This is a genomic window from Streptomyces sp. NPDC059696 (assembly GCF_042733745.1).
Lineage (GTDB): Bacteria > Actinomycetota > Actinomycetes > Streptomycetales > Streptomycetaceae > Streptomyces.
Map to the genome: position 1 here is coordinate 118085 of NZ_JBHWFG010000002.1, position 16879 is coordinate 134963.

A 16879-nucleotide genomic window follows, 5' to 3' on the forward strand; every position below is an offset into this window, starting at 1 on the left:
AACTACCGGTACCAGTCCTCGCCATCACTCTCGAGCGCGCTGCGCACGTAGCTCTCGAGAGTCGGAGCCACGAGATTTCGGCTGTCCGTCTCGTGGTCCCAGACAAACACCTCATTACGTTCAGGCAGCCGCACGAAGGCGAACTGATCACCACCGCCGTTGTCGCCGAAGAAGATCAGAGGGTCGAAAGACATGTACAGCGAGCGGTACTGCTCATCGCCGCGAAACGAGAGATTGTCATCCATAATCCGCTCTGCGGACCATACGACCTCGGTGCCGTACTCGTCGGAAAGTCCGTCGCTCTCGAGCAAGAACGACCGGAGATCACCGGGAAGCGACTGACCGAGGGCCCCTTCGATCCGCTCGAGAGCACTGGGATCAACGGGGCCACGAAGTTCCGCCGACGGGAATGCCTCAAGGATCTCACGCCACATATTTCGGACCAATCTTTCCGTGCACGACTAACGGATGCGCGGGCTGAACCAGTTGCCGAGCATATCATCGACCCGCGTCACTTGATCCAGCACTTCCTGCCGAGTCGGGTTAGGGTTCGCATCGTAAAACCTGTTCCACTCGACACGGATCTGACTCAGGTGGACCCTGCTGTTGATGTCACCCTTTGGTATTCCTCGCAGATTTTCCAAGGAGTGCATTTCGTCCGCCGAAAACAGACCAGGGTATCGTTTCAGTACCTGCTGCTCGATTGCGTGATGGACGACAACCTTCCCCTTGAGCCCGGGATGCGCATCGAAGAATGTCTTCTTGTAATTGTGACTCGCGGCGCTGCCGACGGATGCTTCGGTCCGCGCGGGCACGTTCGGGCCCAGCACCGTCTCGTTTCGGGCCGCGGCTTGTCTGGCGGCGTCCTCGCAAGGAGTGAGCCCCAGCGGATCCGACCACGTCAACGCATTGTGGACATAGGTGGCGGGGTTCGGGCTCGCGGCCAAGCCCAGAGGATCACTACTGAGGTAACGAGCGGTCTCGGGATCGTAGTAACGGAAGACGTTGTAGTGGAGACCGGTTTCCAGGTCGAAGTACTGCCCGGGGAAACGCAGTGGGGTGTAAGCGCGCGCGGTGCGACTCCAGGTGGTGGCGCCCCAGAGAGTCGCCCGCGCGTACCAAGCTGTCTCGCCTTCCTCATCGACGAGTTCGGTGGGGGTGCCGATGAGGTCGGTCACGATGCCGAAGAATCGTCGATCGACTTCTTGGTGTCCGGCGTCCGCATCCAGGATGCGTTCGGTCTGGGCTACGGGGTGCTGCCCTTGGTGGTCCCACGTCAAGACGACTGCCTGCGGCTGATCGGCGGACCACGTCTTCTGCTCGCACAGCGTGGTGCCGTCCCACACGAAGTCCGTGCGCTCCGCGACGCCGACACCGTCCGCGGTGTGCCGTTGCTTGGCGATACGACGCCCGAGCGGATCGTAGAGATACGTCCAGCGGGTGCCATCGGGGGTTGTGACTGCCGTCAGACGGTCTTCGGCATCCCACTCGTAACGCCAGGTGTCCGGCCTGCGCGACAGCTGTGTCTTCTGCCGCAGCGTGATGCGTCCCTGCGCGTCGTACTCGTAACGCACGCCGCCGGCCCTCTCCAGACGCAACCCCCGGTACCTGCGGTCGCCCACCGCTTCCTGCCCGGGGAACACGGCCGGCCAGGACGCCTGCGTCTGGTTCCCCTGTGCGTCGTAGCCGTAACGTTCCGTGCCCTTCGGGCCATGCACCGCGGTCACGCGTCCCGTCGGGTCCGTCTCGTAGCCACTGCGCCCCTCGGCCGAATCCTCGATGCCGGTGAGGTATCCGTCGGACCGGTAGCTGTAGCGACGCCGTCCTCGCGTGTGTCCGTCGTGAACCAGAGATTGGGTGAGCCGACGTCCGCGCGGGTCGTACGTGCTGGCGAGTACCGTGCGGTCGCCGAACCGGCGTGCCAGTTCCTGTCCCAGACCGTCCCGGTCGAAGCTCATGGGGTTTCCCGAGCTGACGAGCTCGACGGCGCTGCCCGCCGAGTCATAGCTCCAGCTGCTCACGGCACCGCTGGGGGTGACGCGGCTCCGCCGACGCCCCGTCAGGTCGTAAGTGTGAGTCAGACGACGGCCGTTGGTCGTCTCGGTGAGGATCCGCCCCGTCTCGTCGTGGGTCATGGTGACCGTTGCATCCGGACTCATCGCCTCGGTGAGGCGGCCGCCCATGTCGTATCGGAAGTGTGTGGTCCTTCCATCGAGGCGCTTTCGGAGCATGCGACCCAGAACGTCGTGTTCCATGTGAATGGTCTGGCCCATGGAATTCGTTCGCGCGATGAGCTGCCCAGCAAGGTCATAGGCGCATCGGGTGGTCGCACCGTCGAAGTCCGTCTCCGACACCATTCGGCCGGCGGCGTCATAGATGTACTGCCAAGTATCGCCTGTGGGCGCGGTCACCTGGTTGAGGCGCAGATCCGCATCATATGAGTAGGTGTACCGCGTTCCTGCGGAATCCGTACGGGCCGACAGCAGGTCGAAGTGCGTGTACTCGTAAGTGGTCACATGACCGGCGGTGTCCTCGTGGCGGAGACAGTTTCCCTCACCGTCGTACTCCCACGTCTCCGTGCCATCGGCATCCGTCTGTCGGGTCAGCCATCCTTCGACGGACCATTCAAGACTCGTGACGTGCCCCATCTGGTCCGTCAACCTGACAGTGCGTCCGAACGCGTCGCGTTCGTGGCGGATCACACCCCCCAGCGGATCAGTGATCTCGACGGGTAGCCCCAACGTGTCGGTGCGGATCGTCGTCGTGTGCCCAAGGGCGTCCGTCACTCCACGCAGGTGCCCACCCGCCGAATACGCGTACTTGATCGTGGCACCATCGGGGTCTGTTACCGCTGTGCGGTTCCCCTTCTCGTCGTAGGAACTCCGGACAGACGTGCGGTCGGGTAGAGCGACCAGCACGGCCAGGCCGAGTGCGTTGTACGTGTACTCGCTGCGAGCGCCGTCAGGACGCACGACCGCCGCGCAGCGGCCCTCATCGTCGTAATCGACCCGCGTGGTCCTGCCCAGCGGATCGGTGTGCGACAGGAGGTGATGGTTACTGTCGTACGTCCTTGTCCGCCGGCCGCCGAGTGGGTCGACGTCGGCCACCACCTGCGAGTCGGCGTTGATGACGTAGCGGCTCTGAGCGCCGGAAGCGCTCGTCACCGTCGTGACCCTATGACCTGGCCGGTCTCCATCGATGCCGTCGTAGGCGAAGGTGAAGGAGACATGGCCGGCCTCACCGCCCTGCGCCGTGCAACGGCCGTGCTCGTCGTAGGAGTAGCGGTACGAACTGCCGTTGGTGTCGGTCCACGCCGTGATCCGATGCTGGTCGTCATAGGTGAGTCTCAGCGGGGCCCCGGCGGATCCGACGATTCCAGTGAGTCGACCGTCCGTGTAGAGGAAGCGCTTGACGGTGACGTCGGCTCCGCCCTCGCCGGCCCCACGCAGATGCAGCGCACGAACCCTGTCGTCGGCCACCATGAACGTCAGGTGGTACCCACCGGAGTGCCGCATGGCGAGCGGCGTGCCGTCCGGGTCGTAGTCGAACGTGATGGAGGTGCCGTTCCGGTCGGATATCTCGTGCAGCAGTGAGAGACCTCGTACCGCGGGCGCAAAGGTCCGTGTGAGTCCGGTGTCGTGGTCCTGGATCTCGAAGCCGCCGCCGTCGAGGAGGGTGAGCGGCCAGCGAGGTCCCTGGTCCGGATAGGAGCAAGCGCCGGTGGTGGAGGGGGTCTCATAGGTGAGCAACATGCCGTCCTCGGTCACGAAGACGGCGCTGTCGCCGGACACCTCAAGCCGCTGGTCCAGCGTCGAGGACCATGTCGGACCGAACCACCATCCGCAGCGGAAGTTCGAGGAGCCACGGCGTGTGAACACGAGAGGCAACAGGCCGGGAAGTTCGACATCCGTCTGTTGCAGATACATCGCGCCCGTTGCTATGTCGACGGGGTCACCGCAACCGAAGATCTTGGTCTTCAGACGGTTGTAAGCCCCCCCGGCACCGTCCCCGACCAGGCCCTTGGCACTCCTGCCGAGTCCCTTGACGCCCAGGGCCATGCCCTTGAGGCCGCCCCTGCCGAGCACTTTGAGTCCCTTGGCCAGCCCCCCGAGCGTGGTCAGCCCCTTCATGCCCGGTATGCAGTCCAGCGCTGCCAGCCCCACATCCCAGAGGGACGCCCGCCCCTTGGAGTACTTGTAGAGCGTGTCCGCGAGGACCACCGCGGCCGCGATCAGCACGATCGCACCCAGGATCGGACCGCCGATGATCATCGCGACGATGCCTACGACGGTCACGACGACCTTGCACACCGCGACGATCGTGTCCCAGTTGTCGGTGAACCAGTCACCGACCTCCTCCCACCACGACCGGTTCTGAATGCCGGCGTCGGAGGCCTCGTCGATCTTCGACTTCGCCTCGCGGGCCGCCTCGTCACGCATCTTGCGCGCGTCCTCGGCCATCTTCTTCGCCGCCGCCAGCGCGTCCTGCGCGTCGGAGACGTCCGACTGCGCCTTGGACTGGGCCGACTTGGCGTGCTGGACGTCCCGGGTCGCGGCGCGGACCTTCGCCTCATCCGGCTTGTCCGCGTCGGACTTACTGCCCGGCGGGTCGTCCTTGTACTTGTCCGCCTCCTTGCCGGCCCGCGTCACCCACGAGTCCGCCGACGTCAGACGGGACTGGGCCGAGGAGAGGGTGTCCCGCGCCTCACGGCCCTTGCGCAGGGCCTTGTCCGCCAGCGACTGCGCCCGCTCCAGCTTCGGCCAGAAGTCCGCCAGCGCATCCCCGCACATCTCATAGGACTTCTTCAGCTTCTTGAGGTTCTTCGGCACATCCGCGAAGTCCTCCTTGAAGACATCCGCCGACTTCCCCGCCCACTCCAGGAGCGTGCCCTCCCCCGCCATCCCCTTGACCAGACGCAACGCGTCGGAGACATCATCGGCGAAGTCGTGCAGGGTCTTCGCGAGTGTGCGCACCCGCTGCGGATCACCCGGCGTCGGATCCTTGTCCAAGTCCAGGACATGCCAGTCCGAAGGCCTGTGCCCCGCCATACCGCAACCCCCGTCACGCGCACACCAACGTCAACAACCGTATGCACACGTGAACTTACAAGGCACAACCGTTCGACGGAAAGGCAGGGTCCGGATCCTGAACCACGAAGACCGGCATCAAGCGCCGCGTCCGCGCGCAGCCCTCCAGACGTCCTCGACGGCATACACGGACCGCAACCACCAGGCTTCCAGCTTGTTCCGCACGGCCTCGTACGCCCACCGCCACTTGAACCATGCCGGAAGTTCCCGGAACGGCACGAAGGTGAGCGTGTCCCCGATGGCGTTCTCGGCGAAACCACCGGGGCCTTCGGCGCGCAGAGCCGCGTACAGCTCCGGGGTCAGCTCCCCGTTGAGCCTGGCCGCATGTCCCGCCGCCGTGAACGCGAACCCGCGCTGACCGGGGTCCGGTAACCACATCGCCCTGACGATCCTCGGGGACACGTCCGCCAGCGGACAGTGAAACGCCAGGCCGATCACCGCCGTCCCGAGACCGGCCTCGCCACGCTCGAATGCGGCGTCCCACTCCTCGGGGTTGTCGAGCGCCAGCAGGCTCTCGCCACGCTCCCAGTCCCACCCGGGGGACATCAGCCCGTGAACCGGAACGTCGACGTGATCGCGTCGAAGATGTCGAAGAACGAGTCCGCGAGGTCGAGGACCTGGCTGCTGCCGGCGACCAGGGCGACCTTGCCCTCCTGGCCCGGGACAGGGATGTACGTCTGCATCAGGACGGCTCGGATGGTGCGGTTGAGGGCGTCGCCGGGAACCTCGACGTCCTCGATGCCGTGCGTGCGCGCGGCCGGGCCGACGCCCGGGATGTCGACGGTCGTGACCTTCCGCCAGGAGTCGCCTTCCCGCTTCGCCTCCTTGACCGCGAGCTGGCTCGCGATGACGGCGGGGTCGTTCGACAGCGGCTCACCGCGCTCGTTGCGGCCGCCGACGAGGGAGACGGTCACCGAACCCGTGATCGGCGTGTCCCCGCCGAAGCTCTCCGCCATGCAGCCGCAGTACATCGCGCCCGACTTCCAGGCGTCCGCCGCGGCCTTCTGGAGGAAGTCGACGTAGGCGTCCCGGTACTGACCCAACTCCGGGCGCTGCCGCACCCGTTCGCTCACCATCCGCCGGATCGAGTCGTCCCGCGACTCCGGCCGTACGTCGAACTCCCACCAGGACTCCGGCACCTTGATCCGGAAACCGCCCCGCTCGACGGTCAGTGTCTCCATGTAGCGGGCCATGACGCCGGTCTCCCCGTTCGCTCGATCACGTGTGCGCACATCGTGCCACTACTCATCCAGTGTCCAGAACGGTGAGTCCTTCGGAGGTGCCGGGCGGACAGGGTGGGTGCCGAAGTCGATGTCCGCGTCGGCGGTCGGGTCTCCGATGGGAAGACGGTCCCGGTGGTCCGGGCTGTAGTAGGTCCCGTAGGCCCAGTACTCCGGGAGCTCGTGACCCATCAGGCCCACACCGAAAGCAACCGACTCCCGCGTCCCGTACACCGCGTTGATCCTGGCCACCGCCTCCGCGCGGCCGACGCCGACGCGTTCCACCAGTACGTCCACCATCTGCCGGAAGTACACGAGCATCTCGTCGTCGAGGGGCATCACGAACTCCGTGCCTGTCGTGCCGGCCGTGGGGCACGCCCCGAATTCCACGAGCCACCGCAGGCGCCTGACCTCTGCCACGAGCTCTGGCACCGCCTGCCTGGCCATGGCGATGAACGCGGCGTTCTGGTCCCAGAGGCCGTCGGCGCAGTCGACGTAACGAGGTTGCTGGACGAGGGTGGCCGCGATCAGTTCCCGGTGGTCGAAGGCGGGCCACCGCTCGGCACGGCCCGTGTCCGGCACCGTGCTGACCGCCACCAGGTTCATGGCGTGGTCGTCGTCGAGGTTCCTGACGTGCCACGGCCCTGGGGTGGCGGACCTGCACAGGTCCTCGATCGCGTCCAGGTCGAGTTCGTCGCGCGACGCATCTGAAGTCATGCTCCAGTGTCACGGCCCGGCAGGGGCGAACCTGCCGGGGGATGTCCCCACCCCCGCCCTCCGGCCCACCGGATGGCTCGCGGCCCACTCCCCCAGGCACCGTAGGGGCACCGACCACACAGCAGGGGGAACCCATCCGTGCGCACCACCACCGCCACCGCACTCGCCCTGGCCCTCACCGCAGTCGCCACGGCGCCCGCCACGGCCACCTCCGCCCCCGACGCACCGGGCACCGGCGCGCTCTGGCGCATGGACGGCTACGGCACCGTCCTCTCCCTCGACGGCGACACCCTCCAGGAGTTCCAGACGACGTCCGTCAGCTGCCTCAAAGGTGACAGTGCTCGGCGGACCGGCCCCCGCACCTACGCGACCGCCGACGGCGCCACGCTGACCGTCCGGCCCGGCCCCGGCGCCAACCGCGCCACCCTCGGCTACGACACCTCGGTCGGACACCGCTCGCTGCGGCGGATCCAGGAACTGCCGGCCGCCTGCACCCGCCCCACCCCCCAGGACCCCCGCACCGCCTTCGACGTCTTCTGGCACTCCTTCGCCGAGAACTACCCCTTCTTCGCCGCGAAGGGCGTCGACTGGCAGGACATGAGGGACCGGTACCGGCCGAAGGTGCACCAGGACACCACCCGCAAGGAGCTCTTCGGCATCTTCAGCGACATGGTGCGGCCCCTCCACGACGCCCATGTCGCCGTCCGGGACGGGAACCAGGTCTTCGCCCAGGTCCGGCCGGGCACCCAACCGCCCAGTGAGGAACTGGACACCAAGGTCAAGAAGTTCATCACCGAACGCGACCTCAAGAGCGCCCCGTACCGCCAGGACTTCGCCAACGGCCGCATCACCTACGCCGACCTGGCCGGCCGCGCCACCGGCCAGGGCTACCTCCGCATCTCCGGCTTCGGCGGTTACGCCCCTGACGGCGCCCCCTATCCCGTCCACCTCGCCGAACTCGACAAGGCCCTGGACACGATCCTCACCACCGACCGCATCCGGCGGCTCAAGGGCCTGATCATCGACCTGCGTATCAACGGCGGCGGCTCCGACGCCCTCGGCATCCACATCGCCGAACGCCTCACGGACAAGCCTTACGTCGCCTACGCCAAGCGCGCCCGCAACCACCCCACGGACCCGGACCGGCACACCCGCCCCGAGCCCATCCGGGTCGTACCGGCGGCCGGGCCCCGCTACACCGGGCCCATCGCCGTACTGACCTCGGGCACGACCGTCAGCGCCGGTGAGTCCTTCACGCAGGCCCTGATCGACCGGCCGGGCGGCACGGTCCGTGTCGGGCAGCCGACCCAGGGGGTGTTCTCCGACGTCATGGTGCGCAACCTGCCCAACGGCATGACGACGATCCTCCCGAACGAGGAGTTCCTGAACCGGACGGGCCGGACCTACGACGGCACGGGCATCCCGCCCCACCTGACCGAACCGGTCTTCACGAAGGAGGAGTTCGCGAAGAACCGTGACTCGGCGTTCGACCGCGCGGTGCGCGTCCTGAGGAACGAGGACTAGACGAAGGCCACGAAGTCCGACCAGGCCTCCGGCGTGAGCGCGAGCCGGGGGCCCTGGGTGGCGTGCTTGGAGTCGCGGACGTGGATGGTGGCGGTCTCGGGGCCTATGGCGATCTCGACGCAGGAGTCGCCGTCGGGGCCACTGCTGTAGCTGCTCTTGAACCACGCCAGTTCAGCGTTGCGGATCATGTCTCTCCCAGCAGTTGCTCGATAAAGGCCAGCGACTCCCGTGGCGGAAGGGCCTGAGCCCGGATCGTGCCATACCGCAGTTCGAGGATCCGGACCTGTTTGGGATCATTGCTCGGTCGACCGTTGAACGCACCATCCGACCGGCCCACAGCAGTGCCGTCCCCGAACTTCAGCACCTCGATCCTCCCGTTCAGACCGGGGTGGGCGTCGCTGCTCGTCGGCATCACCTGGAGCCTGACGTTGCGCAACCGCCCCACCTCCAGCAGGCGCTCAAGCTGCTGACGCCAGACCATTGTGCCCCCGACCGGGCGTCGCAGCGTCGCCTCCTCCTGGATGAAACTGAGCGCTGGTGCCGGGGCCCGATCGAATACGGACTGCCGGGCCGTGCGAGCGGCGACCAGTTGCTCCACCTCGTCCGCCGAGTACGTGGGCTGCCAGGACTCGAACAGGGCACGTGCATGGTCCGGGGTCTGCAGCAAACCGTTGATGCTGATGCTTTCGTACACCCCGATCTCCACCGCCTGCCCCTCCAACTTGGCAAGCTCCCGCACCTTCTTGGGATACCGAACCCTCTTCACGTCCTCCCAAGCCGCCGCGATCAGCCCACCCGCCCCCAGCACCTCATCCGCCCTGACCAGATAGTCCTGCCGGGGAATCCGCTTCCCGCCCTCGATCTTGTAGACCATGTCCTCGCCGTACCCCACCGCCGCCCCGAACTCCGCGGCCCGCATCCCCACCGCCTCACGCCGCAGCTTCAGCTGCCGCCCCACGGTCGTGATGACCGCGACACCCCACTCGTCGTCGGGATCGACCTCCCAACCCGGCTCGTCCGCCTCACCCTTGAGCCGCCCCGAGTCCGCCTCGACCGCCGTCATCCCGCACCCTTCCGCCGTCGTACGACCGTGCCCGGCGCCCTACCCTTACGCCCGGCCCCGACAGCCCGGACAACGCCGGACAAGCTCCGGACAGTCACCGTACGCACCCGCTGAGTCACTGTTCACGGTAAGCGCGGACGGCCACGCTGAGTGACGTGAAGCAGAACTTCCCCGAACTCCGCACCTCTGTCCGCCACTTCAGCCTCCAGCTCTCCGCCACCCCGCGCGGCGCCCGCCTGGCCCGTCTCCTGGCCGCCGAACAACTGCGCACCTGGGGACTGCCGCTGGACCCGGGGCGGCAGATCGTCGCGGAGCTGTCGGTCAACGCGGCGACACACGGCCGAACCCCCGGCCGCGACTTCCGCCTGCTCCTCTACGTCGTCGCCGGAACCCTCCGCGTCGAGGTGACGGACACCCGCGCAGATCGGCTGCCGACGGCCCGACTCGGCCTGGGCCTGCTCCTCGTCGACGCACTCGCCGACCGCTGGGGCGTCACCCGGGGCCTGCCGCCCCGCAAGACGGTCTGGGCGGAGATCGACTTCTCACCGGAGCCCGAAAGTCTGAGTTCCGGCAGCACAGGCACCCTCCCCCAAGGACCACAAGGGTGAAAGAACCCGACCAAACCCCACCCCTCCTCCCAGCCGCCGGGCCGCCTCACCCTCGCGGGTGAACATCGCCAACTCAGCTGGATTCGACGGCCCTTGCCTGCCCTACGCTCAGCGCAACACAACCGCAGACATGCGACGGCCCCCGCCGGGACGGCAATCCCAGTGCGAGGGCCTGACCACCGAGGAAGTAGGAGCTTCCCGATGGATACGCAGAACCCTAACGTGCCCTCGCACGCCCACACCCGGGTTGCCGCAAAGAAGCACCCGAACCGACGGAACCCCCACGGCGGCCTGGTTCACGACAACACCCGCCACACCACCCGCTTCACGGTGATCGGCAACCACCTGGCCCAGCACCCGGAGCTGTCGCTGCTCGCGATCGGGCTCTCGGTGCACATCCAGTCGCTCCCGGCGGGCTCCCGCATCGACATCAAGTCCCTGGCGGCCCGGTTCCCTGAGGGCACCACCCGCATCGCCGCCGCCCTGCGCGAGCTGGAGGCGCACGGCTATCTGCGCCGCGCCCGCGAGCGCGTCCCGGACGGCCGGATCATCACTCGCACGACCTCTTGCAACCAGCCGGGCCACAGCCGTACGGACACCCCGCGCCCGGCGCCGGGGAAGCGGACGAGGCAACCCGGTGGCAAACCCCTCCCCGCGGTACCGCGCCCGGCCTGCCCCGCCCCCGCCCTCCTTCAACAGGCCACGGACCTCCTCAGCCGGCTCCGCCGCGAAGACCCCCGTCTCCTCCTGTCCACGAGCGACACCGCCCACCTCGCCCCGGGCGTCGCCGCCTGGCTGGAGCGGGACGTCACCCCGGCCGCCGTACGGCACGCCCTGACGACCGATCTCCCACCGGAGCCCCTGCACCGCCCGGCCGCCCTCCTCGCCCACCGCCTCACCGCCCAGCTGCCGCCACCGCCGCCCTTCGGGGCACCGCAGGCGCCATCGCCGCCCACCCGGCACCCCCTCCAGACCTGCGACGGCTGCGACCGCGCCTTCCGCGCCCCGAAACCCGGCCACTGCCGCGACTGCCGCGCCAGTCGAACCGAACTCATGGAAGCCGCATGAGGAGAGCAACTGCCGCCGACGTTGCCGCGCTCCCCTGCCACCCGGGCGGGACAGCCTGGCCAGGGCACTCCCTGGAGGTGGACACGATGAGCACTCAGGCCGACCACGTCGTCCGCACCGAGCGGATCTGCGTCGTCCAGAACACGTACCTGGGCTTCTGACTCGCCACACGAAACGCAGCTCGCCGGCGCCCGTTGCGGGACAACGCAAAAGGGCCCGCACGACCGAAGTCGTACGGGCCCCTTCGAGCCACTCAGGTCAGTAGACCCTCAAGCCAGTCCGAGGACTCACTTGTTGATCTTGGTGACCTGGCCGGCGCCCACGGTCCGGCCACCCTCACGGATGGCGAACTTCAGGCCCTCCTCCATGGCGACGGGCTGGATGAGCTCCACCTTCATCTCGGTGTTGTCACCCGGCATGACCATCTCGGTGCCCTCGGGGAGGGTCACCACGCCGGTCACGTCCGTCGTACGGAAGTAGAACTGCGGGCGGTAGTTGTTGAAGAACGGCGTGTGGCGGCCACCCTCGTCCTTGGACAGGATGTAGGCCTGCGCCTCGAACTCGGTGTGCGGGGTGACCGAGCCCGGCTTGATGATGACCTGGCCGCGCTCGACGTCCTCGCGCTTGATGCCACGGAGGAGCAGACCGACGTTCTCACCGGCCTGGCCCTCGTCGAGGAGCTTGCGGAACATCTCGATGCCGGTGACCGTGGTGGTGGTCTTCTCCGGCTTGATGCCGATGATGTCGACGGTCTCGTTGACCTTCAGGACACCACGCTCGATACGGCCGGTGACGACCGTACCGCGACCGGTGATCGTGAAGACGTCCTCGATCGGCATCAGGAACGGCTTGTCGACGTCACGCTCGGGCTCGGGGATCGCCGTGTCGACGGCGTTCATGAGCTCGAGAACCGAGTTGCCCCACTCCTTGTCGCCCTCGAGGGCCTTCAGAGCGGAGACCTTGACGACGGGAACGTCGTCGCCCGGGAACTCGTACTCGGAGAGGAGCTCACGGACCTCGAGCTCGACGAGCTCCAGGATCTCCTCGTCGTCCACCATGTCGGCCTTGTTCAGGGCGACGACGATGTACGGAACGCCGACCTGGCGGGCCAGGAGCACGTGCTCCTTGGTCTGCGGCATCGGGCCGTCGGTGGCGGCGACCACGAGGATGGCGCCGTCCATCTGCGCCGCACCCGTGATCATGTTCTTGATGTAGTCCGCGTGACCGGGGCAGTCGACGTGGGCGTAGTGACGCGTCTCGGTCTGGTACTCGACGTGCGCGATGGAGATGGTGATACCGCGCTGGCGCTCCTCAGGAGCCTTGTCGATCTGGTCGAAGGCCGAGGCCTCGTTCAGGTCCGGGTACGCGTCGTGCAGCACCTTGGTAATGGCGGCCGTGAGGGTCGTCTTACCGTGGTCGATGTGACCGATGGTGCCGATGTTGACGTGCGGCTTAGTCCGCTCGAACTTCGCCTTCGCCACTGGGGTCCTCCTGTGGAGTGGTTCTGGTACGCCTTACTCATCGGCGCCAGGTGATCTTTGCTGGATGGCCCGGATCCGCGGGGCATTCCCTCCGCTGTTGCGGCGGAATGCCCCACGAGGCTCCGGAGTCAAGCCTACGGCGTGTAGACGCGGTGCGTTACTCGCCCTTGGCCTTCGCGATGATCTCCTCGGCGACGTTCCGCGGAACCTCGGCGTAGGAGTCGAACTGCATGGAGTAGCTCGCACGGCCGGACGTCTTGCTGCGCAGGTCGCCGACGTAGCCGAACATCTCCGAGAGGGGCACGAGGCCCTTCACGACGCGGGCACCGGCCCGCTCCTCCATGGCCTGGATCTGGCCACGGCGGGAGTTGATGTCGCCGATGACCTCACCCATGTAGTCCTCGGGCGTGGTGACCTCGACGGCCATCATCGGCTCGAGCAGCACGGGGCTGGCCTTGCGCGCGGCCTCCTTGAAGGCCTGCGAACCGGCGATCTTGAACGCGAGCTCGGAGGAGTCCACCTCGTGGTAGGCACCGTCGAGCAGCGTCACGCGCACACCGGTCATCTCGTAACCGGCGAGGATGCCGAACTGCATGGCCTCCTGCGCACCGGCGTCCACCGAAGGGATGTACTCCTTCGGCACACGGCCACCGGTCACCTTGTTGATGAACTCGTACGAGGCGTCGCCACCCTCGATGGGCTCGATCGCGATGATGACGCGAGCGAACTGGCCGGTACCACCCGTCTGCTTCTTGTGGGTGAACTCGACCTTCTCGACGGCCTTGCGGATCGTCTCGCGGTACGCGACCTGCGGCTTGCCGACGTTGGCCTCGACCTTGAACTCGCGCTTCATGCGGTCCACGAGCACCTCGAGGTGAAGCTCGCCCATACCGCCGATGACGGTCTGGCCGGTCTCCTCGTTGGTGTGCACCTGGAAGGAGGGGTCCTCCTCGGCCAGGCGCTGGATCGCGACGCCGAGCTTCTCCTGGTCGCCCTTCGACTTGGGCTCGATGGCGACCTCGATGACCGGCGCCGGGAAGTCCATGGACTCCAGGATGACCGGGTTCTTCTCGTCGGCCAGCGTCTCACCGGTGGTGGTCTGCTTCAGGCCCATGACGGCGACGATGTCGCCGGCGCCCACCGACTCGATCTCCTCACGCTTGTTGGCGTGCATGCGGTAGATCTTGCCGATGCGCTCCTTGCGGCCCTTGACCGAGTTCAGCACAGCGGTGCCGGACTGCAGACGGCCGGAGTACACGCGGACGAAGGTGAGCTTGCCGAGGTGCGGGTCGCTCATGATCTTGAACGCCAGCGCGGCGAGGGGCTCGTCCTCCGACGGCTTGCGCGCGATGACCTGCTCCGGGTCCTTGACGTCGTGGCCCTCGATGGCCTCGACGTCCAGGGGGGTGGGCAGGTAGCGCACGACCGCGTCGAGCAGGGGCTGAACGCCCTTGTTCTTGAACGCGGTGCCGCAGAACACGGGGGTGACGGTGGTGCCGCCGCCCTTGCCGGACGCGATGGTGATACGACGGATCGCGGCGTAGAGCTGCTCCACGGTGGGCTCGGTGCCCTCCAGGTACAGCTCCATCAGCTCTTCGTCGTTCTCGGCGACGGCCTCGAGCAGCTTGCCGCGGTACTCCTCGGCAGCCTCGGCGTGGGTGTCCGGGATGTCGACGGTGTCGTACATCTCGCCCTTGGTCGCCTCGGCCGACCAGACCAGGGCCTTCATCGTCACGAGGTCGATGACGCCCTTGAAGTCCGCCTCCGCACCGATCGGCAGCTGCATGACCAGCGGCTGCGCGCCCAGGCGGTCCGAGATCATGTCCACGCAGCGGTGGAACTCGGCGCCGGTACGGTCCAGCTTGTTGACGAAGCAGATACGCGGCACGCCGTAGCGGTCGGCCTGACGCCACACCGTCTCGGACTGCGGCTCGACACCGGCGACACCGTCGAACACCGTCACGGCACCGTCGAGCACACGCAGGGAGCGCTCCACCTCGACGGTGAAGTCGACGTGACCCGGGGTGTCGATGATGTTGATGGTGTAGTCGTCGCCCTCGAGCGGCCAGTGACAGGTGGTCGCAGCAGACGTGATCGTGATGCCACGCTCCTGCTCCTGCTCCATCCAGTCCATGGTGGCGGCGCCGTCGTGGACCTCACCGATCTTGTACGACACGCCGGTGTAGAACAGGATCCGCTCGGTGGTGGTCGTCTTGCCCGCGTCGATGTGGGCCATGATCCCGATGTTGCGGACCTTGGCCAGGTCAAGTGAAGTGGTAGCCATAAGGCTTCAGTCTTCTCTCGGTCTCGATGTGGGTAGCGACTACCAGCGGTAGTGCGCGAAGGCCTTGTTGGACTCGGCCATCTTGTGGGTGTCCTCGCGCTTCTTCACGGCCGCACCGAGGCCGTTCGAGGCGTCGAGAAGCTCGTTGAGGAGACGCTCGGTCATGGTCTTCTCGCGACGGGCGCGGGAGTAACCGACCAGCCAGCGCAGCGCCAGGGTGTTGGCGCGGCCGGGCTTGACCTCGACCGGCACCTGGTAGGTGGCGCCACCGACACGGCGGGACTTGACCTCGAGGGTCGGCTTGATGTTCTCAAGAGCGCGCTTCAGCGTGATGACCGGGTCGTTGCCGGTCTTCTCGCGCAGGCCCTCCATGGCGCCGTAGACGATGCGCTCGGCGGTGGAGCGCTTGCCGTTCAGCAGCACCTTGTTGATGAGCGACGTGACCAGAGGAGAACCGTAGACCGGGTCGATGATGACCGGGCGCTTCGGGGCGGGGCCCTTACGAGGCATTCTTACTTCTCCTTCTTGGCGCCGTAGCGGGAACGGGCCTGCTTGCGGTTCTTGACACCCTGGGTGTCGAGGGAGCCACGGATGATCTTGTAGCGAACACCCGGCAGGTCCTTCACACGGCCGCCGCGCACGAGCACGATGGAGTGCTCCTGCAGGTTGTGTCCCTCACCCGGAATGTAAGCGGTGACCTCGATCCCGCTGGTCAGACGCACACGCGCGACCTTACGCAGGGCCGAGTTCGGCTTCTTCGGGGTGGTCGTGAACACACGCGTGCAGACGCCCCGGCGCTGAGGGGAACCCTCGAGTGCGGGCGTCTTGTTCTTCTCGACCTTGTCCTGCCGGCCCTTCCGGACCAGCTGCTGGATCGTAGGCACTACTTCTCCGGTTTCTGTGTGCCGAATGGTGAAGCTAACCTGGAACGTCGCCGACCCACGCGGTCGGGTGTGTCGAATCCCGCGGACTCCCGCCGCCAGGCAGAAACAGCGCAGATTACGGTGGCCGGTCTCGGCTCGCCGTGCGGTTCATGGCACACACGCGAGCCAGGGCACACCCCAGGCACAAGGTCTGAGCGTACCTACCGCATTCGCTGCGGTCAAAACAAATGGGCACCGCCCGCATCGCCATGCGGGACATGTCAAGCCCCCCGGCCGTTGCCGATCTTCAATTCGACGGCGACTGTCCGTTTTGCATACCTTCACGATGCTACGACGGACACCACCGTGAGCAACACCAGAACGAGTGCCCAACCCGCCGTGGACAACCACCCGAGCACCAGACCGGTCAGCGCCAGCCCGTCCCCCAGCTCGCCCCGGCTGCGGATCTCGGCCCGGGCCACATGCCCCAGCACCACGGCCGGAATACCGGTCAGCCCCATGGTCGGCACACACAACAGCCCGCACACCCCGGCCGCGACGGCCTTCCCGTTGGTCCTGGGCCGCGGCACCGGCAGGAACGTCCCCGGCACGGGCAGGACCGGGGACGGCTGCGGCAGCGGCCCCTGCGGCAGGTCCGCGACGAGCAGCGCCAGCTCCCCCACCGTCCGCGCCGCGTACGCCCTCCCGACCCGCTTCTCGAACTCGCCCTGCTCCATCCGCCCCTCGCCGTAGCCGGCCCTGAGCACGTCCACGGCCCGCTCGCGGTCGGCGTGCGACGCCAGCATCGACGGAGCGCCGGAGCCCTGCCAGGGCTGCCAAGACGGATAGTGCGGCTGCGACACGGAGCACCTCCCCGAGGGCCGGAGTCCTTCCATGATGCGCCGAAGCGGCGGTTCCGGCACCGGTGCGTCTGAGGCAGGCCGTCGCATGTCGGCCAGGCAGC

General features: G+C 67.3%; 16 protein-coding genes. 4 read left to right on the top strand and 12 right to left on the bottom strand.

All coding sequences use genetic code 11. The annotated features are described in order from the left end of the window. Nucleotides 1-2 precede the first annotated feature (2 nt). The 5 genes from ACFV20_RS02430 to ACFV20_RS02450 all read right to left on the bottom strand — a co-directional run bounded on the left by ACFV20_RS02430 (nt 3) and on the right by ACFV20_RS02450 (nt 7024). A complete protein-coding gene (locus ACFV20_RS02430; RefSeq protein WP_385651501.1) occupies nt 3-434 on the bottom strand; it encodes an SMI1/KNR4 family protein in 432 nt (143 codons plus the stop codon). A 27-nt stretch (nt 435-461) separates the two neighbouring features. Then, nucleotides 462-5009, bottom strand: a complete 4548-nt coding sequence (locus ACFV20_RS02435) for an RHS repeat-associated core domain-containing protein (protein ID WP_385651503.1) — start codon at nt 5007-5009, stop codon at nt 462-464. Nucleotides 5010-5165: 156 nt separating this feature from the next. Continuing rightward, complete coding sequence (locus tag ACFV20_RS02440; RefSeq protein ID WP_385651505.1) at nt 5166-5633, bottom strand: hypothetical protein; 468 nt, start codon at nt 5631-5633, stop codon at nt 5166-5168. Next, nucleotides 5633-6280: a hypothetical protein gene (locus ACFV20_RS02445; protein WP_385651507.1), complete on the bottom strand. Its 648-nt coding sequence runs from the start codon at nt 6278-6280 to the stop codon at nt 5633-5635. The genes ACFV20_RS02440 and ACFV20_RS02445 overlap by 1 nt, the downstream gene beginning before the upstream one ends. A 48-nt stretch (nt 6281-6328) precedes the next feature. Then, on the bottom strand, nt 6329-7024 hold the full coding sequence (locus tag ACFV20_RS02450; protein ID WP_385651510.1) for a hypothetical protein: 696 nt from the start codon (nt 7022-7024) through the stop codon (nt 6329-6331). A 138-nt stretch (nt 7025-7162) separates the two neighbouring features. On the opposite strand from ACFV20_RS02450, the gene ACFV20_RS02455 reads away from it, so the two are divergent. Next, on the top strand, nt 7163-8548 hold the full coding sequence (locus ACFV20_RS02455; protein ID WP_385651512.1) for a S41 family peptidase: 1386 nt from the start codon (nt 7163-7165) through the stop codon (nt 8546-8548). On the opposite strand, the gene ACFV20_RS02460 is transcribed toward ACFV20_RS02455, so the two are convergent. Both ACFV20_RS02460 and ACFV20_RS02465 read right to left on the bottom strand, forming a co-directional pair. Beyond that, nucleotides 8545-8736, bottom strand: coding sequence for a DUF397 domain-containing protein (locus ACFV20_RS02460; protein WP_385651514.1), 192 nt, complete (start codon nt 8734-8736; stop codon nt 8545-8547). The genes ACFV20_RS02455 and ACFV20_RS02460 overlap by 4 nt on opposite strands. Next, entirely contained in the window at nt 8733-9611 is an 879-nt protein-coding gene (locus ACFV20_RS02465) for a helix-turn-helix domain-containing protein (RefSeq protein WP_385651516.1), read from the bottom strand. The genes ACFV20_RS02460 and ACFV20_RS02465 overlap by 4 nt, the downstream gene beginning before the upstream one ends. 155 nt (nt 9612-9766) lie before the next feature. Between ACFV20_RS02465 and ACFV20_RS02470 the strand changes: the two genes are divergently transcribed. The 3 genes from ACFV20_RS02470 to ACFV20_RS02480 all read left to right on the top strand — a co-directional run bounded on the left by ACFV20_RS02470 (nt 9767) and on the right by ACFV20_RS02480 (nt 11448). Further along, nucleotides 9767-10219: an ATP-binding protein gene (locus ACFV20_RS02470; RefSeq protein ID WP_385651518.1), complete on the top strand. Its 453-nt coding sequence runs from the start codon at nt 9767-9769 to the stop codon at nt 10217-10219. A gap of 201 nt (nt 10220-10420) precedes the next feature. Next, nucleotides 10421-11287: a helix-turn-helix domain-containing protein gene (locus ACFV20_RS02475; RefSeq protein ID WP_385651520.1), complete on the top strand. Its 867-nt coding sequence runs from the start codon at nt 10421-10423 to the stop codon at nt 11285-11287. After that, entirely contained in the window at nt 11284-11448 is a 165-nt protein-coding gene (locus ACFV20_RS02480) for a hypothetical protein (RefSeq protein WP_385651521.1), read from the top strand. Before ACFV20_RS02475 ends, ACFV20_RS02480 begins: the two co-directional genes overlap by 4 nt. A 126-nt stretch (nt 11449-11574) precedes the next feature. Here ACFV20_RS02480 and tuf read toward each other — a convergent pair whose 3' ends face one another. The 5 genes from tuf to ACFV20_RS02505 form a co-directional block, all read right to left on the bottom strand. Next, entirely contained in the window at nt 11575-12768 is a 1194-nt protein-coding gene (gene tuf / locus ACFV20_RS02485; RefSeq protein ID WP_003992342.1) for an elongation factor Tu, read from the bottom strand. 157 nt (nt 12769-12925) lie between these two features. Further along, the gene (fusA, locus tag ACFV20_RS02490; RefSeq protein ID WP_366710353.1) at nt 12926-15052 is read right to left on the bottom strand and encodes an elongation factor G; all 2127 of its coding nucleotides are present in this window, start codon (nt 15050-15052) and stop codon (nt 12926-12928) included. 39 nt (nt 15053-15091) lie between these two features. After that, nucleotides 15092-15562, bottom strand: coding sequence for a 30S ribosomal protein S7 (rpsG, locus tag ACFV20_RS02495; protein WP_003998848.1), 471 nt, complete (start codon nt 15560-15562; stop codon nt 15092-15094). A gap of 2 nt (nt 15563-15564) precedes the next feature. Further along, nucleotides 15565-15936, bottom strand: a complete 372-nt coding sequence (gene rpsL, locus ACFV20_RS02500) for a 30S ribosomal protein S12 (protein ID WP_003948652.1) — start codon at nt 15934-15936, stop codon at nt 15565-15567. A 320-nt stretch (nt 15937-16256) separates the two neighbouring features. Beyond that, nucleotides 16257-16778, bottom strand: coding sequence for a DUF1707 and DUF4190 domain-containing protein (locus ACFV20_RS02505; protein WP_385651526.1), 522 nt, complete (start codon nt 16776-16778; stop codon nt 16257-16259). Between the last annotated feature and the right edge of the window lie 101 nt (nt 16779-16879).

Bases quoted from the DNA above. Each gene is read 5' to 3' on its own strand.
- ACFV20_RS02430 (WP_385651501.1), bottom strand. From the start codon at position 434: ATGTGGCGTGAGATCCTTGAGGCATTCCCGTCGGCGGAACTTCGTGGC.
- ACFV20_RS02440 (WP_385651505.1), bottom strand. From the start codon at position 5,633: ATGTCCCCCGGGTGGGACTGGGAGCGTGGCGAGAGCCTGCTGGCGCTC.
- ACFV20_RS02445 (WP_385651507.1), bottom strand. From the start codon at position 6,280: ATGGCCCGCTACATGGAGACACTGACCGTCGAGCGGGGCGGTTTCCGG.
- ACFV20_RS02450 (WP_385651510.1), bottom strand. From the start codon at position 7,024: ATGACTTCAGATGCGTCGCGCGACGAACTCGACCTGGACGCGATCGAG.
- ACFV20_RS02460 (WP_385651514.1), bottom strand. From the start codon at position 8,736: ATGATCCGCAACGCTGAACTGGCGTGGTTCAAGAGCAGCTACAGCAGT.
- ACFV20_RS02465 (WP_385651516.1), bottom strand. From the start codon at position 9,611: ATGACGGCGGTCGAGGCGGACTCGGGGCGGCTCAAGGGTGAGGCGGAC.
- ACFV20_RS02475 (WP_385651520.1), top strand. From the start codon at position 10,421: ATGGATACGCAGAACCCTAACGTGCCCTCGCACGCCCACACCCGGGTT.
- ACFV20_RS02480 (WP_385651521.1), top strand. From the start codon at position 11,284: ATGAGGAGAGCAACTGCCGCCGACGTTGCCGCGCTCCCCTGCCACCCG.
- fusA (WP_366710353.1), bottom strand. From the start codon at position 15,052: ATGGCTACCACTTCACTTGACCTGGCCAAGGTCCGCAACATCGGGATC.
- rpsG (WP_003998848.1), bottom strand. From the start codon at position 15,562: ATGCCTCGTAAGGGCCCCGCCCCGAAGCGCCCGGTCATCATCGACCCG.